The following is a 25,665-nucleotide window of genomic DNA, read 5'->3' as shown; positions in this document are numbered from 1 at the left end:
ACTACTGCAGGTCGGGGGGAGCGCCGTGCTGGCGCTCATGCCCCGCCCGGCCAGCGCACTGGTGGTGGCCTTGCGGGGTGGATGGCTTGTGGCCTGCGCCGTGGCGGTGCTGGTATGCCTTGGCATAGGCCTGCCCGGTGGCTCGATGATGGCCGGGGGGCTTTTCGCATACCGGCGGGAGGTGGCCCTGCTTGTGCCCCTTGGCCTTGCAGGGCTTGCCGCTTCCACCCCGCGTGATCTTGCCGCCTGTGCGGCAGCGGGTCTTGCTGTGGCGGGTGGGGCCATCCTGTCCTGCATGGGGGCGGGGTGGGTTGTGCTTGTGCTGTGCCCGTCCCGGCGGCTGGGCGCGCGCCATGCGCCTGACCTGATGGCACTTGGGCTGCTGGCGGCAGCACTGACCCACCCGGCCTCGGTGGCCTGGCTTCTGCCCGGCCTGTGCTGGTTTGGCACACGGGGGCTGCTGGGCCTTTCCCTTTCCCCTCGCGTAGCCCCGCGTGCGGCGCGCCCGTTCCATATGGCGGATATTGCTGGCATGGTCGCCGCCATGGGGTTGTGGCGGCAACTGCCGCAGGCGGGCATGGTGGCGGATATGCGCTGGGGCTGGATACTGATCGTGGCGGGGTGCGTGTTCTACATGACCGCGTCGTGGCGTGCACTGTGCGCGGGTGGCGCGCGCGGTAGCATGGCCGGGCTGATGGGCGGCTCGGGCGCGCTGGTGATCGTGCTGGCGGGGCTTGGGCTGCTGGCGGGTGCGGATGACCTGCCCGCCATGGCGACTGCGGCCAGTCGCACCACCATGCTGGTGGCGGCAACGTGGCTGACATGGGTCTTCATGGCTCGTGCGCTTGATGTAATGGAGCGTGAGGCGGGGCCGCTTTCCCTGCTGCGGCTAGGGGGGATGGGTGTGCTTATGCCACGCCTGTCCACCCTGTTCGCGCTTGGGCTGCTGGCGGAAAGCGGGCTGCCGCCGTTGCTGGGTTTTTCCATTATCTGGATGCTGCTGCGCCTTCTGGCTGACATGTCTCATGGTGGCGGGTTGGTTGGAGACATGCCATTGCTGGCTGCTCTTGTTGCTCTTGGGGTGGGATGGGCGGTGCGCATGCTGGCGCTGGTGCGGGTGGTGGCGGTCATGCTGTGCGGGCGGCCGCGTACGCCGCGCGGGGCAGGGGCTGCCGACCCACGTGGCCGTGCCATGGTGCCGGTGGTGCTGGCGGTCGTGCCGGTGCTGGTGGTTTCCATCTGGCCGGGGCTGTGGCTGGGGCTGATGGAAGGTGCTAGCCATATGCCATCGGGCGCCATCCATCCAGTCATGCGCGATATGGCGCTTGCCTCCCCCGATGGCACGGCCACGCTGCATCCGGGGCGGCTGTGCTTACTGGTGATGGCGGTAGGGTGTGCCGTCATGCTGCTACGCAGGCTGGCCTGTCCAACGCCAGCGCGGCAGGTGGCCGGGTGGCAGCAGGGTGCGCCCCCGGTTCCGCCATGGATGGTGTTTGGCGACCCGTTGACCCAGATCGGCCCCGGCAACCCGGCCCGTATGGTGCTGGATATGCTGGTAGTGGCCCCACAGCGGCGGCGGTGGATGCGGGCGTATGTGCGCGGGTCCGGGCGGGTCGGGGCCATGCTGGCTGCCCTGCTGCACCGCGTGGGCTGGCTGTGGCAGGGGCGTGCGGTGTCGGCCCCTGTCGTTATGCTTGTGGCCTGTGTTGCGGCGCTCGTGTTTATTGCATGGCGTGGCTAGAGCATTTTTATCGAAAACCAGTTCGGTGAAAATGCTCCAGTTTATTGTTTTGACGAGCATCCTCACCTGTTTGAATGCACGCATTCAAACAGGATCTGCTCTAAGCGTGGAGGAGCGATGATGGAGTCGGTCCTGCTGGCCGCACGGATGCAGGCTGCCCTGCTGGTGACCTGCCACCTGGTGCTGGTTTTGCTGACAACCCCGATCTGGATCGGGCTCCTGCGCTGGATGGCCACGGTGATGGAGGGCGAGCGCCGCCCATTGGACATGACCGCGCATTGGCACGCATTGCGGCATGCATGGCGGCAGCCGGGCGTGCGTTCGGCAGCGGGTGCGCATGTAACCGCCCTTGCCCCATGGCTTGCGCTGGCGGCGGCCATGGGGGCGGCCATGCTGGTGCCGTCCTTTTCCCTTGGTATGCCCGGTGGTGATCTGTCGGACCTGCTTGTGGTGGGAGGCCTGCTGGAAATGGCATTCCTTGCGCTTGTGGTCGTGGCCTTTGCAGCAGGGCTGCCCCGGCCGGGCCATGCCGGGCTGCGGGTTGCGGCGGGGGGGCTGATGCTCCAGCCGGTGCTGCTGCTGGCCTGTGCGATACTGGGCATGTGCCTGCCCGATGGTACGCTGGCGGGGCTGGTGCGGCAGGCGCATGTGGCGGACATGAACGTGATCCGCGTGCCGCTGGCGCTGGTGGCCGGCGCGCTGGTGCTGGCGGGGGTGGAAGAAGGCAGCGGGACGGGGACAAGGCTGTTTTCCATCATGCTTGAAGACCTGGCCGGTCCCGACCGCGCTGTGGCCCAGTACGCGCGTGATCTGCTGACGGTGGTATGGATGATGCTGGCACGCGACCTGATCTGGCCCGAAAGCATTGTGGAACCCGACATTCTGGCCCATGCGCGCGTAATCGGGCCGCTGGCGGGGGCGGTACTGTTATGGGGGGTGCATATGCTGCTGGCGTGCGGGTGTGTGGCGGGTATGCGGGTTTTCGTGCTGTCGGGGCTGCGCCACGGGGCCTGGCGTGCCGGGCTGGGGCTGGTGTGTGCGATCATGGCCGGGGTGCTGCTGTTTGCCGGGCGGGGAGTAGGCTGATCATGCTGGTGCTGTTACTGGGCATGCTGGTCATCTGTTCGCTTTCGGGTTCGGGCGGGCGCGGGGGTGGTCTTGTCTGGCATGGGGGGCTGACTGCGGGGTGTGTGTGCCTGTCGGGCTGGAAGGCGGGGCAGATTGGCCCCGACTGCCTGCTGGCCGTGCTTATGGCGGGGGGCGTGGGCCTGTTGGGGGTGCAGATGCTGCATGTGCCCGCTAGCGGGCGTGAGCGCGGTGGCCTCCGCCTGTCTGGTGGGCTGGCCTGTGTTGTCGTGCTGACACAGGTGATGATGCAGGGGACAGAGGACATGACGCAGCATTTCATGGTCATGGCCGCCCTGTGTGCCGTGCTGTGTGGCGTATGGGGGGCATGTATCGCGCGCGGTCCGGCGGCGTTGTGCGCGGGGCTGGCCTGCGGGCTGGATGGTGTCATGCTGCTGGGGGCGCAGGCGGGCAGCATGCTGGTCATGGCGGAGGCAATCGTGGCGGTAGCGGGTCTGAACGCCGTGCTGGCCCGTATTCCGCGCATGGGGGGCGACCTGTCATGATGGGGTTGCCGCTTTATGCCAGCCTTCTGGCGGGGTGGATGGGCGTGTCGGTCATAGCGCTGCTGGCCACAGGGGCGCCGCTTGTGCTGCGCGCGCTGCTGGCGGGGCTGCTGCTTGCATTATGTGGCGTGGCGGGCAGCCTTGCGCCCACCATCGCGCAGGCCTTTATGGATCTTGGTCCGGCGCTGGCACTGTGCGTGCATGTTGCATCGGAGCGGGATGCCGACATCCGGGGTGTGGTGCTGGCGTTCATCCTTGCGGGCAACGCAGCACTTGCAGTGGCGTTCGGGCGGTGTGATCTGCTGTTCGTGACCATGGGGGCGGGCCTGGCGGTAAGGCTGGGGCTGGCGCACGGCCCGCGCGGGCTTGACCGCGCAGGATGGCAGGCGTTGCGGATCGGCCTTGGCGGACTGGTCATGGCGCAGGGGGGGCTGTCCGTGCTTCAGGTACAGTGGGGCAGCATGGCCGATCAGGCCGGGGCGGTGCTGCTGGTGGGGGGTGTGCTGCTGGCCTGCGGCATACTGGCCGATCCGGTGACTGTCCCCATGGCCGGTGCTCCGCTGGCGCAGAAAATGAACACGCTGGCGGCCCTGCCGGTTGTTGCCCACGCGGCTGGAATGTGGCCCACCATCCAGCCGGTCCTGACATTTCTGGGGCTGCTCTGCCTGTTATGGTCCGCCCTGCCGCGTGGGGGGGACAGGGAACCCGTCATTGCATGGGGCGCGTGGGCGGTAATGGCGGCAGGCCTGCCGGGTGGTGTTGCAGCACTTCCCCTGGCTGCCTGTCTGCTGGCGGTAGCTTGCATGCAGGTCGGTGCAACCGCCATGCCTGCTGAAACCGCTCCGCCGTGGCCACCCTTCCTGCCCGGTGTGGCGCTGGTCCTTGTGTTTGTAGGTTTGATGGAACACTCGGCTGTCGTGGCGGTGCTGGCGGCCATTGGCCTGTGGCCGGTCATGCGCCGGTGCCGGGCGGCAATGATGGGGCAGACCATCGGCATGCGGGGTGCCCTGTCGCTGGGTCTGGGCTGCATGGTGCTGGCTGCGATCATCCACCATGGCGGGGTCGGGCCATGACCCTGCGCGACCTTGTTGGCGAGGGTCGCTCCACTGCCTGCGCCGGGCGTTCTGAACTGACGCTGGAGGGATGGGGAACGATGGTGGAGGCACTGCCCCATGCGGCTGCGCGCCTGTGCGGGCTGTGGGCGGATGGGGCGCAGGTGCATGCCCTTTTTTACGATGGTACGGGGCCGTTCATGGCCAGTGTTGGCGTGGCGGATGGGCGGTACCATGCCCTTTCCCCCTGGTGCCCGGGGGCAGGAGCGTATGAGCGCATAATCCATGACCTGTGGGGGATCGAGGCCATGGGTGCCAGCGGCACCGCACCATGGCTGGACCAAGGCCGGTGGGGCGTGACATGGCCCCTGCGTGACCGGGCGCCCCCCGCCCCCCCGGCCCCGGATGGGGTGGAGTTTGCCGATGGTCCGGTCATGGAGCGGGCAGGGGGTACCATGTTGGGTTATGGTCCGGCAGAGGGCGGCTTCCATGCCCCCCTTCACCTGCGGTTGGGCCTGCCGGGGCAGGGGATACTGCAGGTACATCCCCGCATGGGTTATGCCCATCGTGGCCTGTGTGCGCGCATGCGCGGCAATACACTGGCGGAGGGCGGGCACCTTGTCGCCCGGATTGACGCAGGTGCTACGGTCGCCCATCAGTTGGCCTTTGCACGTGCCGTGGCGGCTGCGGGTGAAACGGATAGCCCCGGCGGCGGCGCCATTGTTCCCGCTGAGCTGGAACGGGTGGCCACCCATCTGGATGTTCTGGCGCAGATGGCGGATATGCTGGGCGACGGGCGGCTGGCCAGCCAGGCCGCGACCCTGCTGGAAGACGTGCGCCAGCTCTGCCATGCGGTTTATGGCCACCGGCTTCTGTTCGATGTCCTTCCTCTCCGTAGCACTGCGGTTCTGGCGCCGCAGGTGCTGGAGGAACTGCAAATGGATTGTATGGCGCTCAGGCGTCTGTTCTGGCGGCCACGCGGGCTGGCGGCACAGTTGATGGGGCGTGGTGTGCTGCCCGCCGCTACGGCCCGGCAATGGGGAATTGCAGGCTGTGCCGGACGCGCTTCGGGGGGTGAGGCGGACCTGCGGCGCCACGACCCCCTTTATGCTCCCGGCTGGCTTGCCCATTCTCCCCGCACTGACGGGGACATGACCGCCCGCCTGGCCACCCGCCTGCATGAATTGGGGGAAAGCATGCAGATCCTGCGTACCGTTGCCGCTGTTCCCGCCCTCCCGGCACAACCGCCTGCGGAAGGCATGTGTGGCGAAGGGCTGGGTCTGGCAGAAGGCCCGGCAGGCCCGGTCTGGCATTGGCTGCGGGTGCACGATGGCCGGATTGCCGCATGGTGGTGTGGTGATCCATCGCTGGCTCACATTCAGGCGCTGCCCGCCATCCTGTCCGGCGCGGTGTATGAAGATGTTGCCCCCATACTGACATCACTGGGCCTGTCGGCAGCCGGGGCGGATCTTTAATAGCTGTTTGAAAAGGATGGCCTGGTAAGAAAGTGGAATTATAAAAGTTTTTGGTGAGGCTTCTGTTATTTTCTACAGGTTGTGTTCAGGCAGCCTCTTGAAGGGGTGGACAATGGCGTATCTGCATCTGTTCTGGCCGGAAGGTGCAGTCCTGCCGCGCATGCGTGCACTGGATATCTTCCATATGGATACCGGTGGCTGTACGGGCTGCGGGCTGGAACTGCGCGCGGTCTCACGCGCGCTGGAGGCGGCGACCGCGCCCATCCGTTTCGTGTCCACACCGCGCCAGGCGGCCCTGCTCCTGCTGACCGGTAGCCTGGGGGTGGACATGGCACCGGTAGTGGAACAGGCCTGGCAGGCCATGCCAGGCCCCCGGTTGCTGGCCATTGTGGGCGACTGTGCTGTGGATGGGGGTCTGTTCACCCCCAATTACGCCGTGCTGGGCGGGGTGGGCGCACGGGCGCAGGCCAGTCTGTCGCTACCGGGCTGCCCGCCCCCTCCCACCATGATCGTACAGGCTTTGGTAAGCTGGTGTGGTGAGCAGGCAGACAGCAGGCCGCACCCGGCCTGAGCGGCAGGGTCAGGCGTTGGTTGGGCTGTCGTCGGTTTCCTGCAGGGATTCGGCCTCACGGCGCAGGCGGTGGAAACTGCGGCGGCTTATGGGCAGCAGCAGGATGTACAGGATGCCCGCCGCCGCCAGCGCACCCCATGGCTCTGCCACCAGAACCGCCGCATACGCCCCGGTGCCCAGCATGGTGGGCAGGATCAGGGGGGAGGGTACCTTGAAGTTCTTGAACGACCACACCGGCAGGGTCGAGACCAGCAGGAATGCCGTGCCGCTGAGTGTAAGGGCTGGCAGCAGCGGGTCGCGTGTCAGGTCATATAGCCAGTCTATGTGCAGGCGCTGGGCTTCCAGCCCCAGGAAAAGCGGGAACAGCGCAAGCCCGGCGCCTGCGGGGGCCGGTACGCCGGTAAAGAAGTTGCTGGCGTATTTGGGCTGGTTGGCGTCATCATCCAGGCTGGCGTTGAAGCGCGCCAGCCGCAGCGCCATGCACACCGTGAACATGATGCACGGAATGTAGCCAAATCGCCCGCCTTCGTGCAGCGCCCACAGGTACAGCACGAAGGCGGGTGCCACGCCGAAACACAGGAAGTCCGAAAGACTGTCGAACTCGGCCCCGAAGCGGCTGGTGCCGCGCAGCAGCCGGGCAATGCGCCCGTCCAGCCCGTCAATGCATGCAGCAATGAGCAGTGCGGTGGCCGCACTGCCAAAACGCCCTTCCAGCCCGAAGCGCATTCCGGTCAGCCCCGCGCACAGGCCGAGCATGGTCATGAGGTTGGGGATCAGGCGGTTGAACGACAGGCCGCGCACGCGGGGGCGCTGGCGTTTTTTCAGCCGCCGGATCCGGCGTGCCGGTCGGTCAGGAGGGGGAAGCGCCATGCCGGTTTAAAGCCGCGCCATCACGGTTTCGCCACCGATCATGGTCTGGCCCACTTCAACAAGCGGGGTGACATCGGCGGGCAGGTACAGGTCGGTGCGTGAACCGAAGCGGATCAGGCCGAAGCGTTCGCCCGCTTCATACTGCATGCCCTCTTCCGCATCGCACAGGATCCGGCGCGCGATCAGGCCCGCTATCTGCACCACCGCAACCTGGCGGCCATCGCGCAGGGTCACGCGCAGCGCATTGCGCTCGTTCAGTTCGGAAGCCTTGTCCAGGCTGGCATTGAGGAACTGCCCGGCATGGTAGGCAATGCGGGTGACCGTGCCCGCTACCGGCATGCGGTTTACATGCACATCCAGCACGGACAGGAAGGTGGCCACGCGCCAGACCGGTGTATCGCCCATGTCCAGTTCCGGCGGTGGGGCGACCTTCTCGATCGAGACGACGTGCCCGTCCGCTGGTGCCACGGCCAGGTTTGCCTCCGCCGGCGTGACACGCTCGGGGTCACGGAAGAAGTACAGGCAGAAGCCGAAGAACAGCCCGCTGGCGGTGCCCAGAAATTTTGTCGCCCGGAAGGGCAGCAGCCGGCCAAGCACGGCCACCACCCCCGAACCGAGAAGGAAGGGGCGCGCGGCCGGGTGCGGCGGGGCGATGACGAGCTTGAGAGATTGAATTAGTGACATGGGACACTCTTCATGAAGATTTCAGTAAAAATGGTCAAGTATTCTGCGTGTCCGTTGGTGGCCTGCGGCTGATCTGGCGGCGCGAGAAGACGCGTGCCCCACCCAGCCGTAGGCCGCCCGGCACCACGATGGCAGGCCGGCTTGGTACGCCGGCATAGATGTCTTTCACCGCCTCGATCATGCATACACCGCCCAGGCGCGGGAACAGGACGCGCCCCGTAAATTCCATCATGCCCGCACCCGCCGTGGGGCAGGGACCGGCGGGGGGAATATAGAGCGCATCCTCATGCCGCTCGGCGCGGAAGCAGGCATCGGCCAGCCAGCGGTTGATCTGACGGCGCGAAAACGGCGTGCCCTGCCCGAAGGGAGAATTGTCGGTATGCGCCCACAGCCCGGCCCGGTTGGGTACCACCAGCAGAAGTCGCCCGTCATCGCGCAGTATCTTCCACACCTGGCGCAGCAGGCTGTTCTTGTCCTCGCTGATTTCCAGCGCGTGGATCAGCAGGATACGGTCGAATTTCAGGTCATCGAAGGGCAGTTGCAGCCCGCTTGCAATACAGTCGCGCCCTAACCACGGCGGTGCCCCGCGCGTGACATGCGTGTCCAGCCGTGCGGAGATGCATGGCGCGTCCACCCCATCCCACAGCGGCAGGAACGGCAGGGCGTAGCCAAGCCCCAGCGTATGACCGTGTGGCCCTTCGGGCCAGAAGGTGGTCATGCGCTGGCCCAGCAGGCGCGCGGCCACGCGTCCCCGTTGGCTTGCATAGAAATGCGCGGCGGTGTGCATGTTGGCTTGCATTGGTACACATTAGCACACCCCATAGCCCCGACCATCACGTAAGGTGGGCCGGGCATGGTCGTGCAGCAGGGAGAACAGTCATGGATACCCTTTCCATCAGGGCGATTCCCATCCTGTCGGACAATTACGCCTGGTTCGTGCATGATGCCGCGACCGGGACGGCCGGCATGGTCGATCCGGCGCAGGAAGCCCCGCTTGTGGCAGCCATCGATGCGGCTGGCGGACGGCTGGACCTGATCGTGCTCACCCATCACCATGCCGACCATATAGCGGCGGCGGCGACCCTGAAGGCACGTTATGGTGCCAGGATTGTGGGGGCTGCCGCCGATGCCCACCGCCTACCGCCACTGGATATTGCGGTGCGCGATGGTGACTGCGTGCATCTGGGCCAGGCGGTGGCCCATGTCATGGCCACGCCGGGACATACGACGGGTGAGGTATCCTATTACTTCCCGGCTGGCCCGGCGCTGTTCTGTGGCGATACGCTGTTCAGCATGGGATGCGGGCGATTGTTTGAGGGCACGCCGGAGGACATGTTCCACGCCCTGCAACGCATCAAGGCCCTGCCGGACAGCACGCTTGTGTGCTGCGGGCATGAATACACGCAGTCCAACGCGCGCTTTGCCCTGCATGTGGACCCGGCCAACCCGGACGTGCGCAGGCGGGCGGCTGAAGTGGATGCCCTGCGCCGTGAAGGGCAGCCCACCGTGCCAGTGACGCTGGGGGTGGAACGCGCGACGAACCCGTTCCTGCGCGCGCCTGATGTGGCAACCCTGGCGCGGTTACGCCGGGAGAAAGACAGTTTTTGATACAATATGTCATATTTCCGCGTGTCCTTGCACCCGTTCTCCCGCCATCGGCCACGATGCCATGGCCCCAGCCGCCCATGGCGGGAAAAGCCGGGAAAATCCCCTTCCGGTACCCCTGGCGGGTGTAGGCAGGACAGCATTGCGGACCAAAATTAAAAAAAGGGATTGCCGGACCGGGTACATGGTCGCGACATGTATTTTGCCTTAAGGGTGGAACGTCGTGTTTTCATGAACTGTTCATGAAAAGTGACACCATGGCGTAATGGGGCCGCAGGCTCTGATCCATGCGAAAGGAAGGCATTTGTCGGTCTCTTCAGCCCCCGTCATTATCAAGAAATATGCCAACCGGCGGCTGTACGATACCGAGGTATCGGCTTACATCACGCTCGAGAACCTGATGGAGATGGTCAGGCAGGACCGTGCTTTTGTCATTCTTGATGCCCGTACGGGCGATGACATAACCCGCGGCGTGCTGGCCCAGGTCATGCTGGAAGAGGAAACGCGTGGCCGCGCCATGCTGCCGGTCGCCTTCCTGCGTCAGCTTATCCGCTGTTATGGTGATAGGCGGCAGGGCGAGGTCTCCGAGTACCTCGAGCGTATGATGGTCGCGTTTATGAATGACCCCGACTCATCCGTTACATCTGGTGAACTGGACCAGCTTGGGCAGGAAAATGCTGTCGTGGTAAGACAGGCGATGTCGCTGTTTACATCGCTTTATGCCGTGGAGCAGATGGGTGATCGCACAGCCGAAAACCTGCTGCACGAAATTATGGACCTGCGTCAGCAGGTAGCAACGCTGCAGGCCCGGCTGGAAAAAAAGGAGGAATCCCGCTCGGACTGAGCGGGGATCAACCTCTTGCCTCCGGTCGCAATGGCAGGGTGCGGGTTTGCTCAGGTGAAAGCGTAATTTAGAATGACTCCTTGAAGCTGTTTAAAAGCCTGCTTGGAAACCATCCTGTAATCATAAGAAAGTTTTTTGATGAAGCTTTGTTCAAAAGGCTTCAAAAAACGTCGTCTTTTTTGGGAAAAGGCAGCATTCAAGAACTTTTCTGTTTTTCTCAGACCCTTTCACGGGGGGCGGGTACAGGCAGTCCGTTATCGGTGCACAGGTGCCGCCACGCATCCCCTATGGCAGGCAGCAGCTGTGCGCGGCGCAGGCCGGCTGGCAGGGGGTGGCCTATGACGATGTGGATGGTGCCCGGCTGCTTGATCAGGGCATTGCGTTTCCAGTGCAGCCCCGCATCGGTTGCAACCGGGATGACCGGCAGCCCGGTATGGGTCGAAAGGGCGGCAATGCCTGGTTGCAGGCTGATGGGCGCGCCCGGTGCCGTGCGCGTGCCTTCGGGAAAGATGATGATCTGGCGCTGATCGGCTACCGCTGCGTCGGTGGCAGCCAGCAGGGCACGCAGAGCCTTCGCCTTGCCGTCCCGGTCTACCGGGATCATGCCGCTCAATCGTAGCATGGGTCCAACCAGCGGAATGCGTTCCAGTTCACGCTTCATGACATAGGTCGGACGTGGTACGAGGTTCATCCATACCAGCGTATCGAATTCCGACTGATGCTGGCATGCCAGCAGGCAGGGGCCATGTGGCAGGTGTTCGCGCCCGCTCACCTCTATCTTGATGTTGCAGATGTGCTGCAGCCCGCGCAGGGTCAGCCCCGTCCACATCTTGGCATAGCCCAGCGCCAGGCGGGGGGCGAACAGCCGGATGGGAAAGGCCCCGATGCCCATCACGATGGTGAGCAGCACGAAATACAGGTTGAATACAAGCGCGCGCAGTATGGTCATGAAGCAGGTCCATAAATGGGCATGGTTTTTCCTAACACCAGAAAAGGCAGGGGGCTGCAAGCCGCAATGGGGGCCTCAGCCGGGGCCGCCGGTAGTGTCGGGGCGGGTATCGGTATGGTTGACCAGTCCGTGCAATGGGCGGGTCAGGCGTACCATATTCAGGCAGGCAAGGAGCCATTTGTCGTATTCCACCACCATAAGCCGTATTGTTGCGGGATGGAGGGGATGCGCAAGGACGGGCGAACGGATGGGATAGCCATACAGTCGCACGCCGGGCACTGCGCGTGAAATCTCCAGCATGGCGCGGCGGATGTGATAGCCCGCCGTGACTACGATCAGGCTGTGCAGTCCATATTCATGCACCCAGGCTGCCGTTTCGTCCGCATTACCCAGCGTGGAGGTTGCGCGGGTGCCCAGCGTGGTGCGGGTCCATGCATCCACGGGAACGGGGGGGGGGAGGTGGCGCAGGAAATCACTGCGCGTGGCATGCGGATCCACACCGGAAATAAGCAGGCGGTCGGCATGGCCGCGCACCAGCAGGCGCAGGGATTCCTCGATCCGGCCCTGCCCACCCGTTAGCGCCACAAGGCCATCGGCATGCGGCGGCGGCATGGCCGGGCGCATGGCATCGTGCGTGAACCATGCAAGCCCCGCCGCCCATGCCAGTACTGCACCCGCCATGCAGGCGGCAAGCCCGCTGCGCCAGCGCGTAAGGGTTGTGGCGGGCCATGGCAGGCGTGTCATGGCAGGCGGCGCAGCCATGCCCGCACGGTCAGTTGCGTGGTGACCCAGCCCGTAAGGGAGACAACGGGGGGAAGCGCCAGCAGCATCCACAGCAGCGCATGCGGCAGCATGGTGGCCCAGGTCTGCGGGTCGTGCCAGTCCATGGTGGCGGGCTGTGGGGCATCGCCCATGGCGCTGAACGGGGCGGCCAGCCATGACAGGACTACAAGCATGGGCAACGCCAGCACGCTGCCCCCCAGTCCCCCGCCCAGAGCCAGCAGCCCCACGCGGGTGGCGAAGCGACCGGAAATGTAGCTGTCGGTCGCACCCAGTGAATGGATGAGGGCGATGGCCTGCCGCCGTGTCTGAAGGCCCGCGCGTGTGGCCGCCATCACCACACCCGCCGCTACCGTCATCACCACCAGCACCGCCAGCAGCGCGCAGGCCTGCAGGCTGCCAGCCAGGGCCGCCAGCCGGTCGCTCCATACGCTGTCATGCTCCACCATGACACCCGGCGCACTGGCCTGCAGACGGGCCGGCAGGTCGGCGGGCAGGGACTGGCCGATCATGGTACGGACCTCGATTACGGCGGGCAGGGGCAGGGTGGGGTCGCCCGTCTGTTCGATCCATGGCGCGAGCAGGGCGCGCAGTTCATCAGCACTCAGGCGGTGTGCTGCGGTAACTGCGGGTGTGGCGGACACGATGGCCTGTACCGCCGCGATGCGGCTTGTGGCGGGGGGCGCACCATCGGCGCTGGCCGGGTCATCGGGGTTTGGAACCTGCACGGTCGTGACCGCGCCCGCGCCATGGGTCCAGCGTTGTGAAAGGCCATGGGCAGCCAGTCCGCCCGCCAGCGCCAGTGCCGCCAGGAACGCCATGGCCGCGACAAGGAAGGGCAGGAACTGCCCCGGCAGAGCCTGGCGCAGGGCCAGCCCGTCATGATAGCGCTGTCGTGCCATTAGCCGTTATATTCCCGCACCATGTGGCCATGCGCCAGTTCAATGGCCTGTGCAGGGTATTTGCGTACGATGGCGTCATTATGTGTGGCGACCACAATGGTGGTGCCCAGTTCCGCCAGGCGGTGGAACATGGTGATCAGGCGCGCGGCCTGGCGTTCATCCAGTGCGTTTGTCGGCTCATCGGCCACCAGCAGGCCGGGACGGTAGATCACCGCGCGCGCAATGGCCACGCGCTGCTGCTCGCCGCCCGAAAGCTGTGGCGGCAGCGCATCCAGCCGGTTTTCTAGCCCCACCCATTTCATGATGGCATGCACTTCGTGCCGGATTTCGGCTTCCGCGCGGTGCTGCAGGCGCAGCGGCAGGGCCACGTTGTCGAACACGTTCATGTCGGCCAGCAGCCCGAAATCCTGCCGCACCGCCCCGATCCGCCTGCGCAGGCGCGCGAGGGCCGCGCGCCGGGCGTGCATGACCGGCACGCCCAGTATCTCCACCATGCCCGATGTGGCATGTACCTCAAGCGACAGGATGGACAGCAGCGACGACTTGCCTGCCCCCGACGGGCCGAGCAGCCAGCGGAATTCCCCCTGCGCCACATCCAGGCTGACATGCGAAAGTGCAGCCCCCCCGGTACGGCTGCCGACATAGGTATAGCTGACATCATGCAGGCGGAACATGCGGGCTGCCCCTCAACCTTTCACTATGGCCTACATGGTGCGCGCGGCAATGGTGGACAGTGTCGCGCACAGGGCGGCGGCCGCCATGAGCAGCAACCCGTCGAATACAAGCGAGGACGGGGTCAGCAGGTGCGAGCCCATCTCCACATGGTCGGGAATGGAGTGGGCCACATGGGCGATCATGTCCCGCGTCTGCGGGTCACTGCCCGCCACCCCGTTGGCAATGCCGATGATATGCGGCAGCGCACTCCAGCCAATGCCCAGGATCAGCACAAGCGGGGCCACCAGTTCGGAGACCTGCTGCACCAGATAGAACAGGAAATAGAACACCGCCCATACCGCCACGCGCAGGATGCGCGACACGTTCAGGCCGCCCACGTTCCTGTTATTGGGTGATAATGCGCCATCATGCGCGCGGTTGGAAAAGGAACTGTCCATCAATACAAGACTCCGGCCATGGGGCAGCTTCCCCGGATTGTAGGAAATGCATTCCAGACCGAGGTAGCGATGGCTTGTCTTAAATGCAAACTTCTGCCTTGTGGATATGGTAAACAGCAGGTTGCATCATGCCGATGGATCACGCCACGCCACAGCCACGCAGGGAATACCGGCCAGCCCGCGCGGTGGTGTCCCCGCTTGTGATCTTCCGGGTGGGCACGCAACTGTATGGCCTGCCGACGGGGCTGGCGGTGCGCGAATGCATGCCGGTGCCCGAACTGTTGCCGCTTGTGATGGAAATGCCCCATATATCAGGCTGTTTCAGGCTGGGGGCGGCCATGGTGGCGGCGCTGGACATGGGGGTGCTGCTGGGTACGCGCGCGCAGGCCGTACGCGCGCCGACCGATCTGCTGTACCGCCCGCTGCTGCTGTGCAACCTGCCCGGCGGGGGCAGCGTGGGGCTGGTGGTTGATGCGGCACTGGATGTGGTCCGGCCCGATGGGGGCGCGCATACGGTGATTAACGGCGGTCTGAGGGCGACACAGGGTGCGGGGCGGGAACTGGAACTGGCGGATGGGAACATGGCCTTCATGCTACGCATGACCGACATCGTGAATGATGAGGAACAGATGCGGCTGGACAGCCTCATGCTCCGTGCCCGCAAGCGTGCCGCCCTGTGGGCGGGCAGCGAGAATGCCGATCTGCCCGGCGGTGGGCCTGCCGTTATCGGTAAGAATGCCCCATGAGCACACGCCCTGTGTTTCCGCCCGCAGCCTTTCCGCCCGCAGGGCTGCGCAAGCTGCTGGGTGCCATAACCCGGCGCACAGGGCTGCATTACTATACGGACAAGACCGATCTGCTGAAGGAAATGGTGGGTGCGCGTATGCACCTGCACGGCTGCCAGACCTGCCATGACTATCTGGCCATGCTGGCTGATGGTGCGCGGGGCGATGCGGAATGGCGGGAACTGGAATCCATCCTGACCATAGGGGAGACCTTCTTCTTCCGTTATGCCGAACAGTTCGCGGCACTGGAACATACCATCATGCCCGGGCTTGTACGTCGGGCGCAGGTCACGCGCCATCTGCGTATCTGGAGTATAGGCTGTTCCAACGGGGCGGAACCCTATTCCATCGCCATCATGCTTTCACGCCTGCTGGAAGAAGCCGGGCTGGATGCACAGGCATGGCAGATCGAGATACTGGGCACCGATATCAGTACCCGCGCGCTGGAACAGGCCCGCAGGGCCGAATTCAGTGCGTGGACCCTGCGCGATATCGCGCCCGCCCGGCGGGCAGCGTGGTTTGCGCCCGTCAGCGCGCGCCTGTGGCGGCTGCATGAACGCTATCGCCGCATGGTCACCTTTCGCTACAGCAACGTGCTGGACATGCTGCGCCCCGATGGTGGCCCCGCTGGTCCCTTTGACCTGATCCTGTGTCGCAACGTGCTGATCTATTTTGCACAGGACCAGGCCAGGGCCCTTGTCCACGCCATGGCGGAGCGCCTTGTCCCACAGGGCTGGCTGCTGCTGGGGCATTCGGAACCGGTGACGGATTTTTCCCCATGGCTCGATACTGTGCGCCTGCCCGGTACGCTGGCATTCCGTGCGTCCGCGCCTGATGTGCGGCAGGCCTGTCCGCCCCAGGTGCAGCGGCAGTCCGTACGGGCCGGTAGGCGTATCGTTCCCGTCCCGGATGGGACGCAGGAGGTGGACAGTGCCGCTATTGCCACCGCCATACGCCGCACCGCCGATGATGGTCATGTGGCACGCGCCATGCAGATGTGCCGTGACCATCTTGCTCGCCACCCGGTTGATGCGCGCATCCATTTCCTGTTTGCGGTGCTGGCATGGGGGGAAGGGTGCCTCGCACAGGCCGAGGTCTCGTTCCGCCGCGTGATCTATCTGTGCCGTGACCATGTCATGGCGCGCTGTTACCTTGCCCGCCTGCTTGAAGATGCGGGCGTAGGTGTGGAAGCGCTGCGGATCCGCCAGCAGATGGTCGCGCTGGCCCGGCGCTGCGCGCCCGATATGGCGCTGCCCGAAGGTGATGGCCTGACGGCAGGCGGCCTGCTGCGCCTGGTGCACCATATGGATGATGCATTGCTGCCCAGCCATACCCCGGTCTCATCATGAAGGGGCACGTGACGGTCACCCCGGATGGTGGGCGTGATGCCTTTGCCCGGCGCGTGCTGCATGAACGCGCGCGCGCACTGGCGGGCCGTGCGCAGGTGGGTGTGCAGGCGGCGCCACACCGCGCGCTGATCATGGTCAATGTGGCGGAACAGCCCTGTGGGGTAGACCTCCACGCCGTGCTGCGTGTGACCGACCCGGTGTGGAACGACATGCCCCGCAGGCCCGACTGCCCACCCGGCGTGCAGGGCGTACATGGCTATCAGGGCGATCTGTACACCGTGTTTGACCTGTCGGTGCTGCTGGGGGGAGAAAGGCTGGAAAAGGCGGGTGTCATGCTGCTGTTGCGCTCGGTCTCCAGCATTCCGCTTGGACGGATCGCGCTGCTGGCCACATCGGCCGCCGGTACGGTGGACATTACCGGCACCCCCATACCGCTCACGCCCGCAGGCTTTCCGCAGGCCAGCCTGCCCGATGGCCGCCGCCTGACCGTGATCGATCCCGCCCGCCTGTTCTCTTCCCGTTATGTCGGAGTCTGAATTACCGTGACAATCGCCAATCGCCTGCTGTTCGGTTTCATGGTCGGGGTGCTGCTTCTGGTGTCGCTGGGCATCTATGCGTTGGGGCAGATCCGCGAAGTGCGCGACGAGATGACCATCATCGTCACCCGCGACCTGTCGGTTTACCGCGAACTGACGCATATCCGTGCGAACGAGAACGACCTCGTGGCCCGCCGTCTCGCCATTCTCGCGCATTATTACGCGCATGATTTCGAGACCGCCCCCGCCGTGCTGGAAGATGCCATTGCCAGCTGGAACGAAAAGGCGCGTGAAGCAGATGGCCTGCTGGCGGGTGTGCTCTCGCGTGCGGAGGAAGCCGGCCGTCTTGCCCGCAGCAATGACCAGCGTGAGATGTTCAATACCGTCGCCAGCCAGTTGCGTGATATTTCGAGCCAGTTCCAGATGGATACACATGGCGCGGGCATGCTGTTCCAGGCCATACGGGCAGGCAACGACTCCAGCGTGCGCGAACAGGCCTCGCGCATAGACAGCCGCGAACAGTCGATTGACCTGCTGGTGGGGCGTGCGGCGTCCCTGCTGGACCATGGCGTGCAGGTGGCCGAAACGCAGGGTGCGGCATCGTATGACTACAGCCGTCGCTCACTGGCCATCGGCATGGGGCTGGCGGTGGTGGTGGCGCTGATCGTGACCTTCTGGACGCGGCGCTCGATCATGGAGCCGATCTCCTCCATCATGCATGTGATGGAGCGCGTGGGGCAGGGCGACCTTGCCACCCGCGCCAAGGTGGGCGGCATGGGCGAGGAGCGTGACGAGGTCGCCCGCCTTGCCGCCGGCCTGAACCGCATGATCGACGGCCTGCGCGAGATCGCGCGCCAGAGCGGTGACGTGACCCAGAACCTTGATGCCGCCGTGGCCGAGATCCGTGCCTCCACCCAGCAACAGGCGGCAAGTGTGGAAGAACAGTTTGCCGCAGTACAGGAAACGGCGGCTACGGTGGACGAGATCACCCATTCCGGCGCCCAGATCAGCAAGCGCGCGCGTGAGGTCATTTCCTCGGCGGAGGTGATTGTCCACAGTTCGGCCAGCGGGCTGGAAGCAGTGGAGGAAACCGCGCGCGCCATGGCCTATACCCATGATGGCGCGGAGGCGGTGGCATCCAACATCGTCGCCCTTTCCGAACGGACCGAGGCGATCAGCGAGATCGTGGCCGCTGTCAATGACCTGTCCGAACGTTCACACCTGCTGGCGCTGAATGCCGCGATCGAGGCGGCGGCAGCGGGCGAACATGGCCGCTCGTTTGCCGTGGTGGCCGCCGAGATGAAAATCCTGGCCGACCAGTCGCGCGATGCGACCCAGAACGTGCGCGCCATACTGGGTGACATCCAGCGCGGCATCAACACATCGGTCATGCTGACGGAGGAAGCGGTCAAGCGTGTCTCAGCGGGCAAGGAGCGGACCGACATCGCCTACCGTACCATCGAGCGCATGACCGGTGGCATCGAGGAGGGCGTGCATGCCTTCCAACAGATCGTGGCATCCACCAACCAGCAACAGATCGGCATCGAACAGGTCATGACCGCGCTGCAGAGCATTCGCCAGGCCAGCCAGCAGACATCGGCGGGAACCCGTAACCTTGAAGTCTCGGCCAGCAACCTTGGCAAGCTGTCCAAGCAGTTGCTGACCATCTCCGCGCGCTACCGGACCTGACGGCGGTATTGTGGAGAACCTGCGCGAAGAGCTTCTGGCGGTATTTGACGCGGAATACCGTGACCATCTACGCACCATCCGCGCCATCGTGGCCCAGGGCTGCCCGGATGGGCAGGGACTGGCTGAGATATTCCGCCGTATCCACTCGCTCAAGGGAGCGGCGCGTGCGGTAGAACTGCCGGTGGTGGAGGGTGTTGCCCATGCGCTGGAAAACCGCCTGTCCACCCTGCTGGCAAGCCACGCCCCGGCACAGGCGGCCGATTGCCAGGCCATAACCGACACGCTGGACGAGATCGACCTGCTCATGGCAGCAGGCATCGTTGCGGCGGATGCGCCCGAAACCCCGGCTACACCGGCTGAAAACCCGGCCTATGTACAGGTGCCCGTGGCGCGGCTCGATGCGCTGGCCACGGCGGTGCATGACCTGCTGTCGGTTGCGGACCGGCAGGAGCGGCTATGGGCGCAGGTCATGGACCTGCTGGCGGATTCGCGTGCCGTCATGCATGCCCCCGAACGCATGCGCGCAGACCCCGTGGCCGAGTTTGCGCGTATGACGCGCCGACTCATGGCTGTGGGGCGCGAGCGTGAACTCATGGCGGGCCAGATTGATCGCGCCCTTCTGCGGCTGGGGGAGGAAGTGCATGCTGTGACCCTTGTGCCCGCTGGCAGCGTGTTCGGCTCCCTTGCCGCCATGGCGCGTAGCATTGCGCGTGAGCATGGCGGGTCGGATGGCGGGGTGGACGTGCACATGCACGGCATGGATGTCCACACCGAACGGCGCGTGATGCAGGCACTGCGTGACCCGGTGCTGCATCTGGTGCGCAACGCCATCGTGCATGGATACGAAACTCGCGCCCAGCGGCTGAAAGCCGGCAAGCCCGAGCACCTCAACATCACCATTGCCGTGACCCTGACCGGCGTGCGGCTGCAGGTCGCGGTCAGTGATGACGGGCGCGGGCCGGACCTGCGCGCCATTGCGGCACGGGCGGCAGGGCAGGGGCTGGTGCATGCCGATGCGCCGCTTGATGCCCGCCAGCTTCTGGCGCGCGTGTTTGAACCGGGTTTTTCCACGCGCGGGCAGGCCGATACCCTGGCCGGGCGCGGGGTTGGGCTTTCGGTGGTGGCGGAGGCCGCGCGCGCGCTGCATGGTACCGTGCGTATGGAACAGCGCCAGCCCGCCGGTACTACCGTAACCCTGACCGTACCTGTCTCGCAGCGGCAGCGCACCGTGCTACTGGTGGAAAACGCGGGCCAGGCCATAGGCCTGCCCGGTCGCGTGATCCGCCATCTGCTGCGGGTGCGGCGTGATGAAATCCGGCTGCTCAACAACATGCCCTTTGCCGTGGTGCCCCACCCGCCCGATGGGGTGCGGCCTGCTTCCGCGCAGAAAGAACACGCGGAAGAAGAACTTGTCCCCCTTGTCCCCCTGCGGGCCTTTGTGGGGGAGGAGGATGCGCCGCTGCCCGTGTGCGATGGCGCGGTCAGTGTAGCGGTGATGGAAGTGGGCGGCGTGCGTTGTGGTTTTGCGGTGGAGCGCATGCTTGATGTCCGCACGCTGCTGGTATCCGACGCCACGGCGGTGGGGCTGGACAACGAACTGGTGCCCGGCATTGCCTGGCCGCGCGAGGATCAGCCGGTGTTCATTATCAGCCCCGACCGGCTGTTCGCGCGCTGGCGGCTGCGGGGTGCGGGCGGCGGCGTGCGTTTCAGTGATGGTGAGGGACCGGCACCGGTCGCCGCCCAGCGCCATGCGCCGCTGGTCATGGTGGTCGATGACTCGATCACGACCCGGACATTGCAGAAAACGATCCTCCAGTCCCATGGTTATGACGTGTGCCTGGCGGTGGATGGGGAGGAAGCGCTGGGCCTGCTCCAGCAGTCCTCGCGGCATGTGGATGTGGTGGTGACCGATGTTGAAATGCCGCGCATGGACGGGTTGGCCCTGCTGGCCACGATGCGGGCCGATCCGCATCTGGCGGGTATTCCCGTAGTGCTTATGACATCGCGCGATGATGGGGAGGACGTACGCCGGGGCATGGAAGGTGGCGCGCGTGCCTATCTGACCAAGCAGAAATTCGACCAGGGCGAACTGATCGACACCATAAAGGGTCTGCTGTGAGTCGTGTCTCCACCGCCGAGCCGCCGCGCCGCGTGCTGATCGTGGAGGATTCGGCCGTGCTGCGCCACCTGCTCATGCGCGTGGTGGCGGGCGATCCGCGCCTTGAACTGGCGGAGGCGGTGGAAACGGCGGAGGAAGCACTGCGCCTTGTTCCGCGCCTGCGGCCTGATGTGATCTCGATGGATATCTGCCTGCCCGGCATGGACGGGCTGGAGGCCACGCGCCAGATCATGGCGCATTTTCCCACCCCCATCGTGATCGTAAGTGATACGCTGGGCGGGCAGGCGACCCATGTCTCCATGAACGCGCTGCGCTCGGGCGCGCTGGCAGTTCTGGAAAAGCCGCAGGGCCTGTCGGGCGCTGCCGGGGTTGCCGTGGCGCAGGGTATTGCAACCCAACTCTATATCATGAGTCAGGTGCCCGTGATCCGCCGCCGCCTGATGAAGGCCGACCCCTTTCGCCACAAGGGCATGTGGACACGCCCGCTGGCCATTCACCCGCGTATTCTTGCCCTTGCGGCCTCCACCGGCGGCCCTACTGCCTTTGCCCGTGTGCTGGGTGACCTGCCAGCGGATTTCGGGCTGCCGGTGGTGCTGGTCCAGCACATGGGGGCTGCCTTCATGGAAGGGTTTGCCCAGTGGCTGGACCAGCAGGTGGCGCTGCCGGTCATGCTGGCGCGTCACGGCATGGCGCTGGAGGAGGGCCGCGTGCTGGTGGCGCCGGGTAACCAGCACATGAGTGTTGGCACGCGGGGCGAGGTCGTGCTGCATGACGGGCCGCCCGTGCAGGGGCAGCGGCCTTCGGCGGATGTGCTGTTTTCCTCCGTTGCACAGGTATTCGGTGCCGACGCGCTGGGCGTGCTGCTGACCGGCATGGGCGAGGACGGCGTGGATGGCCTTGGCCGTATCCGTGCACGCGGCGGCTACACGATCGCGGAGGATCGCAGCACTGCCGTCATCCACGGTATGCCCGGTGCCGCCGAACGCGCGGGGGCTGCCTGCATCAGCCTGCCAGTGCATGAAATCGCCCCGCATATTTTGCGGATCATGGCGGGCAGCCCGCTCCCTTCTGAAGGACCATCCAACCCATGACCATGCCCCATGCCGCTGACTGAGCGCGACGATATGGCAGATACCCTGCTGCTGCTGGTGGAGGATTCCGATACGCAGGCCCTGCGTATCCGCCGCATGCTCGAAGGCCACGGCTTTCATGTCCATCGCGTGGCCAGTGGCGAGGAAGCACTGGACACGCTCGATGCCCGCCTGCCGGGACTGGTGATTGCCGACTACCACCTGCCGGGCATGAATGGCGGCCAGCTTGCCCGCCAGTTGCGCATGAATGCGGTCACGCGCACCATCCCGGTTCTGATTCTGACCGAGGGGATCGAACCGGGGCTGGAGCGCGAGGGGTTGGAAAGCGGGGCAGATGCCTACATCCCCAAATCTTCCGACCCGACGCTGATCGTCTTCCGTATCCGCGCGCTTTTGCGCGAGCATGCGGCGCATGCGCCCTCGCCCGTGGCCGAGCACATGTTCCGCCGCGCGCGTATCATGGTCATTGCCCCGGCTTCTCCCCGCCTGCAGGCGGTGCCGGAGCTGATCGGGCAACTGCGGCGTGACGGGCATATCGTGACCCTGTGTCCCGACCCGGCCGAACTGGACCCCACGCTGCTGCATGACCCCGAGCACGTGCCCGACTGCATTGTGATCGACCTTGCATGTCGGGAGTTTGACGGGCTGGAAGTCTGCCGCGTGCTGGATGAGTGGCGGCAGGCGGATCTGCTGTCGGGCAATGTGCCGCTGCGCCTGCTGGGGGTGGATGGCGGACCCCGGCCCGATGCGCGCGAATTCTCGGCGCGCATGTTTGAGTCGGGGATAGACGATCTTGTCTCGCGCGATGTGGGGCCGGCGGCGCTCGCGTTACGCATCCGCGTACTGGTGCGGCGCAAGCTGTTACAGGATGACGTGCGCCGCATTGAGGTCGAACGTCAGGCGCGCGAGATTGCGGTCAAGAGCGCGCGCGCGGAGGCTGCGGCCATTGCCTCTAAAGCGTCTCTGGCCGAAGCACTGGAGCAGGCCAACCGCGAACTGGCCGATGCCAACCGCAAGCTGATCGAGACACAGGGCAAACTGGTGCAGACCGCCAAGATGGCCTCGCTGGGTGAACTGGTGGCGGGTATCGCGCATGAGATCAACAACCCGCTCGCTTTCATCCTGGCGCACAAGGATACGGTGGCGCGCGGCCTTGCGCGCGTGATGGAGTTGGAAGCCACCTGCACCGATGCAGGCCATGCCGCGCGTGAAGCGGACCTGACCAAGTGCCGCGACCGGGTAGGGTCGATGAACATGGGGCTGCGCCGAATCCAGAATCTTGTGCTCAACCTGCGCAAGTTCTCGCGGCTGGATGAAGGGGTGTTCCAACTGATCGATGTGCCCGAGGCACTGGAGACGGTCATGGCGCTGCTGACCCAGAAGCTGGGCAGTGGCATCGTGGTCCGGCGGCAGTACGAAGCACCCGAACGGCTGTACTGTCAGGCAGCGCTGCTCAATCAGGTCATCATGAATATTATCAGCAATGCGGCGGATGCAATTCTGGCTGCCCAGCCAGATGATATGTCTGAACGCGGTGGCATAGCGGAAGGGGAGATCAGCATCCACACATTCCTGTCGCATAACGCGGGCGGGCAGGACGCTTATGTCTTTGTCATAACCGATAATGGCCCCGGCATCGCCCCCGATGTGCAGGAACGCATATTCGAGCCGTTTTTCACCACCAAGCCGGTGGGGGCGGGCACCGGGCTGGGGCTGGCCATTGCCTACAGTGTGGTGCAGGCCCACCATGGCAGCCTGCAGGTGGGCAGTGTGCCCGGCGGCGGTGCTCGCTTTACCATTTCCGTACCCTGGCATGCCGGGGCGGGGGCCGAAGGCCAGCCCGCGCCACCCGCACCGGGGGCCATGCGCTGAGCATGCCACAGACCGCCGCGCAGGGAGTTGCAGCGTTATGAATACAGATCCCGCCACACAGCCGCGCCCCGTCGTGCTGCTGGTGGATGATGAGGCCGAGATCCTTGTCGCCCTGACCGACCTGCTGGAAGATACCTTTACCGTCCTGTCCACCACCTCCCCTTCCGAGGCGCTGGATATCCTGTCAACCCGCAATGATGTGGACGTGATCGTATCCGACCAGCGCATGCCCGAGATGGGTGGCGATGTGATGCTGGCGCGTGCGCGCGCGCATAGCGATGCGCAGGCCATCCTGCTGACCGGCTATGCTGATATCGGCGCGGTAGCGGCCGCACTCAATCAGGGGCGGATATCGTTCTATTCCCACAAGCCGTGGGACCCCGATGCACTACGTGCCATGATCGTGCAGGCGGCTGACTACCACCGGCTGGAGCGTGAACTGCGCACCGAGCGCATGCTGCTCCATGGCCTGCTGGATAACCTGCGTTCGGGACTGGGGTTCAAGGACGCGCAGGGCCGCTTCATCCGCATCAACCAGCAGGCGGCGGATTTCTATGGCCGCGACATTGCAGCCTGCCTTGGCCATACGGAGGAGGCGTTGTGCGACCCGGACCTGCTGCCCCTGATCCGTGCCGCGCATGAACGCCTGCATACCGAAGGCCGGGACGAGGAAACCGTTGAACTGCCCGCCCATATCCGTGGCGGCGTGCAGGGGCGGTGGCGCGAGATCACGCGCGTTGTGCTGGGTGCGTTAGGCGATGGCTCGGCCTGCTCGGTCGTGATCAATCGCGACATCACCCGCCAGCAGGAAATGGCGGCTCGCCTGCGCCAGGCGGAAAAAATGCAGGCGCTGGGCACGCTGGCTGGTGGCATCGCACATGATTTCAACAACCTGCTGACCGCCGTGCTCGGATCGCTCGAACTGGTGCGTGACCTGGGGGAGGAAAGCGGCCCGGTGACACGGCTGCTGGATAATGCTTCCGCCGCTGCCCAGCGTGGAGCCTCGCTTACGCGCAGGCTGCTCAATTTCAGCCGCCCGCGTGACCTCAGCCTTGAACCGGTGGACGTGAACGCCCTGCTGCACGGCATGAAGGACCTGCTGGCGCAGACCGTGGTCTCGCGCCAGGGCAAAGGGGGGGCTGCATGCGCCATCGTGGTGGATACAGCGACATCGGACGGAACACTGCCACCGGTGTGCACCGATGCGGGGCAACTCGAACTCGCGGTGCTCAACCTGTGCATCAACGCAGTGGACGCCATGCCCGAAGGCGGGCTGATCAAGGTTTCTACCGGGCTGAAACGGGTGAAGGAAATCATACCCGGCACCAATCTCGTGCCAGGTGACTACGTGATGGTATCCGTCACCGACCAGGGGGTCGGCATGTCGGCCGAGACGCTGGCGCGTGTGTTCGAGCCTTTCTTTACCACCAAGGATGTGGGTCACGGCACGGGGCTGGGTCTGTCCATGATCTACGGTTTTATCCGCCATGTGGGTGGCGAGGTGCAGGTGCGCAGCCAGCCGGGCGAGGGCACGCGTGTTGACCTGTGCCTACCCGTGCAGGCCGCGGCCACCGGCCACGCGCCTGCCGCCGTAGCCCCTGTGGCCATGGAGGGCACGGGCGGGCGGGCACTGCATGTGATGGTGGTGGATGACGAGCCGGGCGTGCGCGCGGTGACTGCGGGCTTCCTGCGCGCGCGCGGGCACGAGGTGTTGGAATATGCCAGCGGGGCCGATGCAGTGCACGCAATGGAGCAGGGGCTGGGACCAATCGACCTTGTGATCATGGATGTGATGATGCCGGGCATGGGCGGGCTGGAGACGGCCCACCACCTACAGGCGCTGCGTCCCGGCCTGCGGGTGCTGTACCTGACCGGCTATGCCAATGCCGGTGCCTTGCCCGCGGGCAGCGCCAATGTCATGCACAAACCCTTTACCCGTGCGGATCTGGCTGCCCATATCGAGCGGATCATGAATCGCGTCGCACCGGGGGCGTAAAGGGCATGTGCG

24 protein-coding genes are annotated in these 25,665 nt (G+C 65.3%); 16 read left to right on the top strand and 8 right to left on the bottom strand.

What is annotated here, in order from left to right; all coding sequences use genetic code 11:
- Nucleotides 1-25: 25 nt before the first annotated feature.
- The 6 genes from GLX_RS05135 to GLX_RS05110 all read left to right on the top strand — a co-directional run bounded on the left by GLX_RS05135 (nucleotide 26) and on the right by GLX_RS05110 (nucleotide 6,470).
- Nucleotides 26-1,741, top strand: a complete 1,716-nt coding sequence (locus GLX_RS05135; RefSeq protein ID WP_231850407.1) for a hypothetical protein — start codon at nucleotides 26-28, stop codon at nucleotides 1,739-1,741.
- 117 nt (nucleotides 1,742-1,858) lie between these two features.
- Nucleotides 1,859-2,827: a hypothetical protein gene (locus tag GLX_RS05130; protein WP_014104952.1), complete on the top strand. Its 969-nt coding sequence runs from the start codon at nucleotides 1,859-1,861 to the stop codon at nucleotides 2,825-2,827.
- Nucleotides 2,828-2,829: 2 nt separating this feature from the next.
- Nucleotides 2,830-3,372 carry a hypothetical protein gene (locus GLX_RS05125; RefSeq protein WP_014104951.1) on the top strand — a complete coding sequence of 181 codons (543 nt, stop codon included), beginning with the start codon at nucleotides 2,830-2,832 and terminating at the stop codon, nucleotides 3,370-3,372.
- Nucleotides 3,369-4,445, top strand: coding sequence for a hypothetical protein (locus GLX_RS05120; RefSeq protein WP_014104950.1), 1,077 nt, complete (start codon nucleotides 3,369-3,371; stop codon nucleotides 4,443-4,445). The genes GLX_RS05125 and GLX_RS05120 overlap by 4 nt, the downstream gene beginning before the upstream one ends.
- Entirely contained in the window at nucleotides 4,442-5,899 is a 1,458-nt protein-coding gene (locus GLX_RS05115; RefSeq protein ID WP_014104949.1) for an NADH-quinone oxidoreductase subunit D-related protein, read from the top strand. The genes GLX_RS05120 and GLX_RS05115 overlap by 4 nt, the downstream gene beginning before the upstream one ends.
- A gap of 112 nt (nucleotides 5,900-6,011) precedes the next feature.
- Nucleotides 6,012-6,470 (top strand): NADH-quinone oxidoreductase subunit B family protein, encoded by a 459-nt coding sequence (locus GLX_RS05110; protein ID WP_014104948.1) that lies wholly within the window; start codon nucleotides 6,012-6,014, stop codon nucleotides 6,468-6,470.
- Nucleotides 6,471-6,479: 9 nt separating this feature from the next.
- Here the strand turns inward: GLX_RS05110 and GLX_RS05105 are convergent, their stop codons facing one another.
- From GLX_RS05105 to GLX_RS05095, 3 genes are read right to left on the bottom strand one after another with little or no spacing between them, the layout of a single operon-like run.
- Nucleotides 6,480-7,340 (bottom strand): CDP-alcohol phosphatidyltransferase family protein, encoded by an 861-nt coding sequence (locus tag GLX_RS05105; RefSeq protein WP_014104947.1) that lies wholly within the window; start codon nucleotides 7,338-7,340, stop codon nucleotides 6,480-6,482.
- A 6-nt stretch (nucleotides 7,341-7,346) separates the two neighbouring features.
- A complete protein-coding gene (locus GLX_RS05100) occupies nucleotides 7,347-8,024 on the bottom strand; it encodes a phosphatidylserine decarboxylase (RefSeq protein WP_014104946.1) in 678 nt (225 codons plus the stop codon).
- Between the two features lie 34 nt (nucleotides 8,025-8,058).
- Nucleotides 8,059-8,811, bottom strand: coding sequence for a methyltransferase domain-containing protein (locus GLX_RS05095; protein WP_041247637.1), 753 nt, complete (start codon nucleotides 8,809-8,811; stop codon nucleotides 8,059-8,061).
- 92 nt (nucleotides 8,812-8,903) lie between these two features.
- On the opposite strand from GLX_RS05095, the gene gloB reads away from it, so the two are divergent.
- Both gloB and phaR read left to right on the top strand, forming a co-directional pair.
- Complete coding sequence (gene gloB / locus GLX_RS05090; protein WP_014104944.1) at nucleotides 8,904-9,632, top strand: hydroxyacylglutathione hydrolase; 729 nt, start codon at nucleotides 8,904-8,906, stop codon at nucleotides 9,630-9,632.
- 301 nt (nucleotides 9,633-9,933) lie between these two features.
- Nucleotides 9,934-10,473 (top strand): polyhydroxyalkanoate synthesis repressor PhaR, encoded by a 540-nt coding sequence (phaR, locus tag GLX_RS05085; protein ID WP_041247636.1) that lies wholly within the window; start codon nucleotides 9,934-9,936, stop codon nucleotides 10,471-10,473.
- A gap of 217 nt (nucleotides 10,474-10,690) precedes the next feature.
- Here the strand turns inward: phaR and GLX_RS05080 are convergent, their stop codons facing one another.
- The 5 genes from GLX_RS05080 to GLX_RS05060 form a co-directional block, all read right to left on the bottom strand.
- A complete protein-coding gene (locus tag GLX_RS05080) occupies nucleotides 10,691-11,422 on the bottom strand; it encodes a lysophospholipid acyltransferase family protein (protein ID WP_014104942.1) in 732 nt (243 codons plus the stop codon).
- A 75-nt stretch (nucleotides 11,423-11,497) separates the two neighbouring features.
- Nucleotides 11,498-12,184, bottom strand: coding sequence for a YdcF family protein (locus GLX_RS05075; RefSeq protein WP_014104941.1), 687 nt, complete (start codon nucleotides 12,182-12,184; stop codon nucleotides 11,498-11,500).
- Nucleotides 12,163-13,104: a cell division protein FtsX gene (locus tag GLX_RS05070; RefSeq protein ID WP_014104940.1), complete on the bottom strand. Its 942-nt coding sequence runs from the start codon at nucleotides 13,102-13,104 to the stop codon at nucleotides 12,163-12,165. Before GLX_RS05070 ends, GLX_RS05075 begins: the two co-directional genes overlap by 22 nt.
- A complete protein-coding gene (locus GLX_RS05065) occupies nucleotides 13,104-13,778 on the bottom strand; it encodes a cell division ATP-binding protein FtsE (protein WP_014104939.1) in 675 nt (224 codons plus the stop codon). Before GLX_RS05065 ends, GLX_RS05070 begins: the two co-directional genes overlap by 1 nt.
- A 30-nt stretch (nucleotides 13,779-13,808) precedes the next feature.
- On the bottom strand, nucleotides 13,809-14,216 hold the full coding sequence (locus GLX_RS05060) for a hypothetical protein (protein WP_014104938.1): 408 nt from the start codon (nucleotides 14,214-14,216) through the stop codon (nucleotides 13,809-13,811).
- Between the two features lie 128 nt (nucleotides 14,217-14,344).
- Between GLX_RS05060 and GLX_RS16480 the strand changes: the two genes are divergently transcribed.
- From GLX_RS16480 to GLX_RS05020, 8 genes are read left to right on the top strand one after another with little or no spacing between them, the layout of a single operon-like run.
- Nucleotides 14,345-14,962, top strand: coding sequence for a chemotaxis protein CheW (locus tag GLX_RS16480; protein ID WP_014104937.1), 618 nt, complete (start codon nucleotides 14,345-14,347; stop codon nucleotides 14,960-14,962).
- 11 nt (nucleotides 14,963-14,973) lie between these two features.
- Nucleotides 14,974-16,350, top strand: coding sequence for a CheR family methyltransferase (locus GLX_RS05050; RefSeq protein WP_148268634.1), 1,377 nt, complete (start codon nucleotides 14,974-14,976; stop codon nucleotides 16,348-16,350).
- The gene (locus GLX_RS05045) at nucleotides 16,347-16,886 is read left to right on the top strand and encodes a chemotaxis protein CheW (protein ID WP_014104935.1); all 540 of its coding nucleotides are present in this window, start codon (nucleotides 16,347-16,349) and stop codon (nucleotides 16,884-16,886) included. The genes GLX_RS05050 and GLX_RS05045 overlap by 4 nt, the downstream gene beginning before the upstream one ends.
- Nucleotides 16,887-16,892: 6 nt before the next feature.
- A complete protein-coding gene (locus tag GLX_RS05040) occupies nucleotides 16,893-18,575 on the top strand; it encodes a methyl-accepting chemotaxis protein (protein WP_014104934.1) in 1,683 nt (560 codons plus the stop codon).
- Between the two features lie 10 nt (nucleotides 18,576-18,585).
- Nucleotides 18,586-20,694, top strand: a complete 2,109-nt coding sequence (locus GLX_RS05035; RefSeq protein WP_014104933.1) for a hybrid sensor histidine kinase/response regulator — start codon at nucleotides 18,586-18,588, stop codon at nucleotides 20,692-20,694.
- Complete coding sequence (gene cheB / locus GLX_RS05030; RefSeq protein ID WP_014104932.1) at nucleotides 20,691-21,785, top strand: chemotaxis-specific protein-glutamate methyltransferase CheB; 1,095 nt, start codon at nucleotides 20,691-20,693, stop codon at nucleotides 21,783-21,785. The genes GLX_RS05035 and cheB overlap by 4 nt, the downstream gene beginning before the upstream one ends.
- A gap of 9 nt (nucleotides 21,786-21,794) precedes the next feature.
- The gene (locus tag GLX_RS05025; protein WP_014104931.1) at nucleotides 21,795-23,657 is read left to right on the top strand and encodes an ATP-binding protein; all 1,863 of its coding nucleotides are present in this window, start codon (nucleotides 21,795-21,797) and stop codon (nucleotides 23,655-23,657) included.
- A gap of 37 nt (nucleotides 23,658-23,694) precedes the next feature.
- Nucleotides 23,695-25,653, top strand: a complete 1,959-nt coding sequence (locus tag GLX_RS05020) for a response regulator (RefSeq protein ID WP_014104930.1) — start codon at nucleotides 23,695-23,697, stop codon at nucleotides 25,651-25,653.
- The last annotated feature ends 12 nt before the right edge of the window (nucleotides 25,654-25,665 follow it).

The organism is Komagataeibacter medellinensis NBRC 3288 (assembly GCF_000182745.2).
Taxonomy (GTDB): domain Bacteria; phylum Pseudomonadota; class Alphaproteobacteria; order Acetobacterales; family Acetobacteraceae; genus Komagataeibacter; species Komagataeibacter medellinensis.
This window is presented reverse-complemented; position numbering and strand designations above follow the sequence as displayed.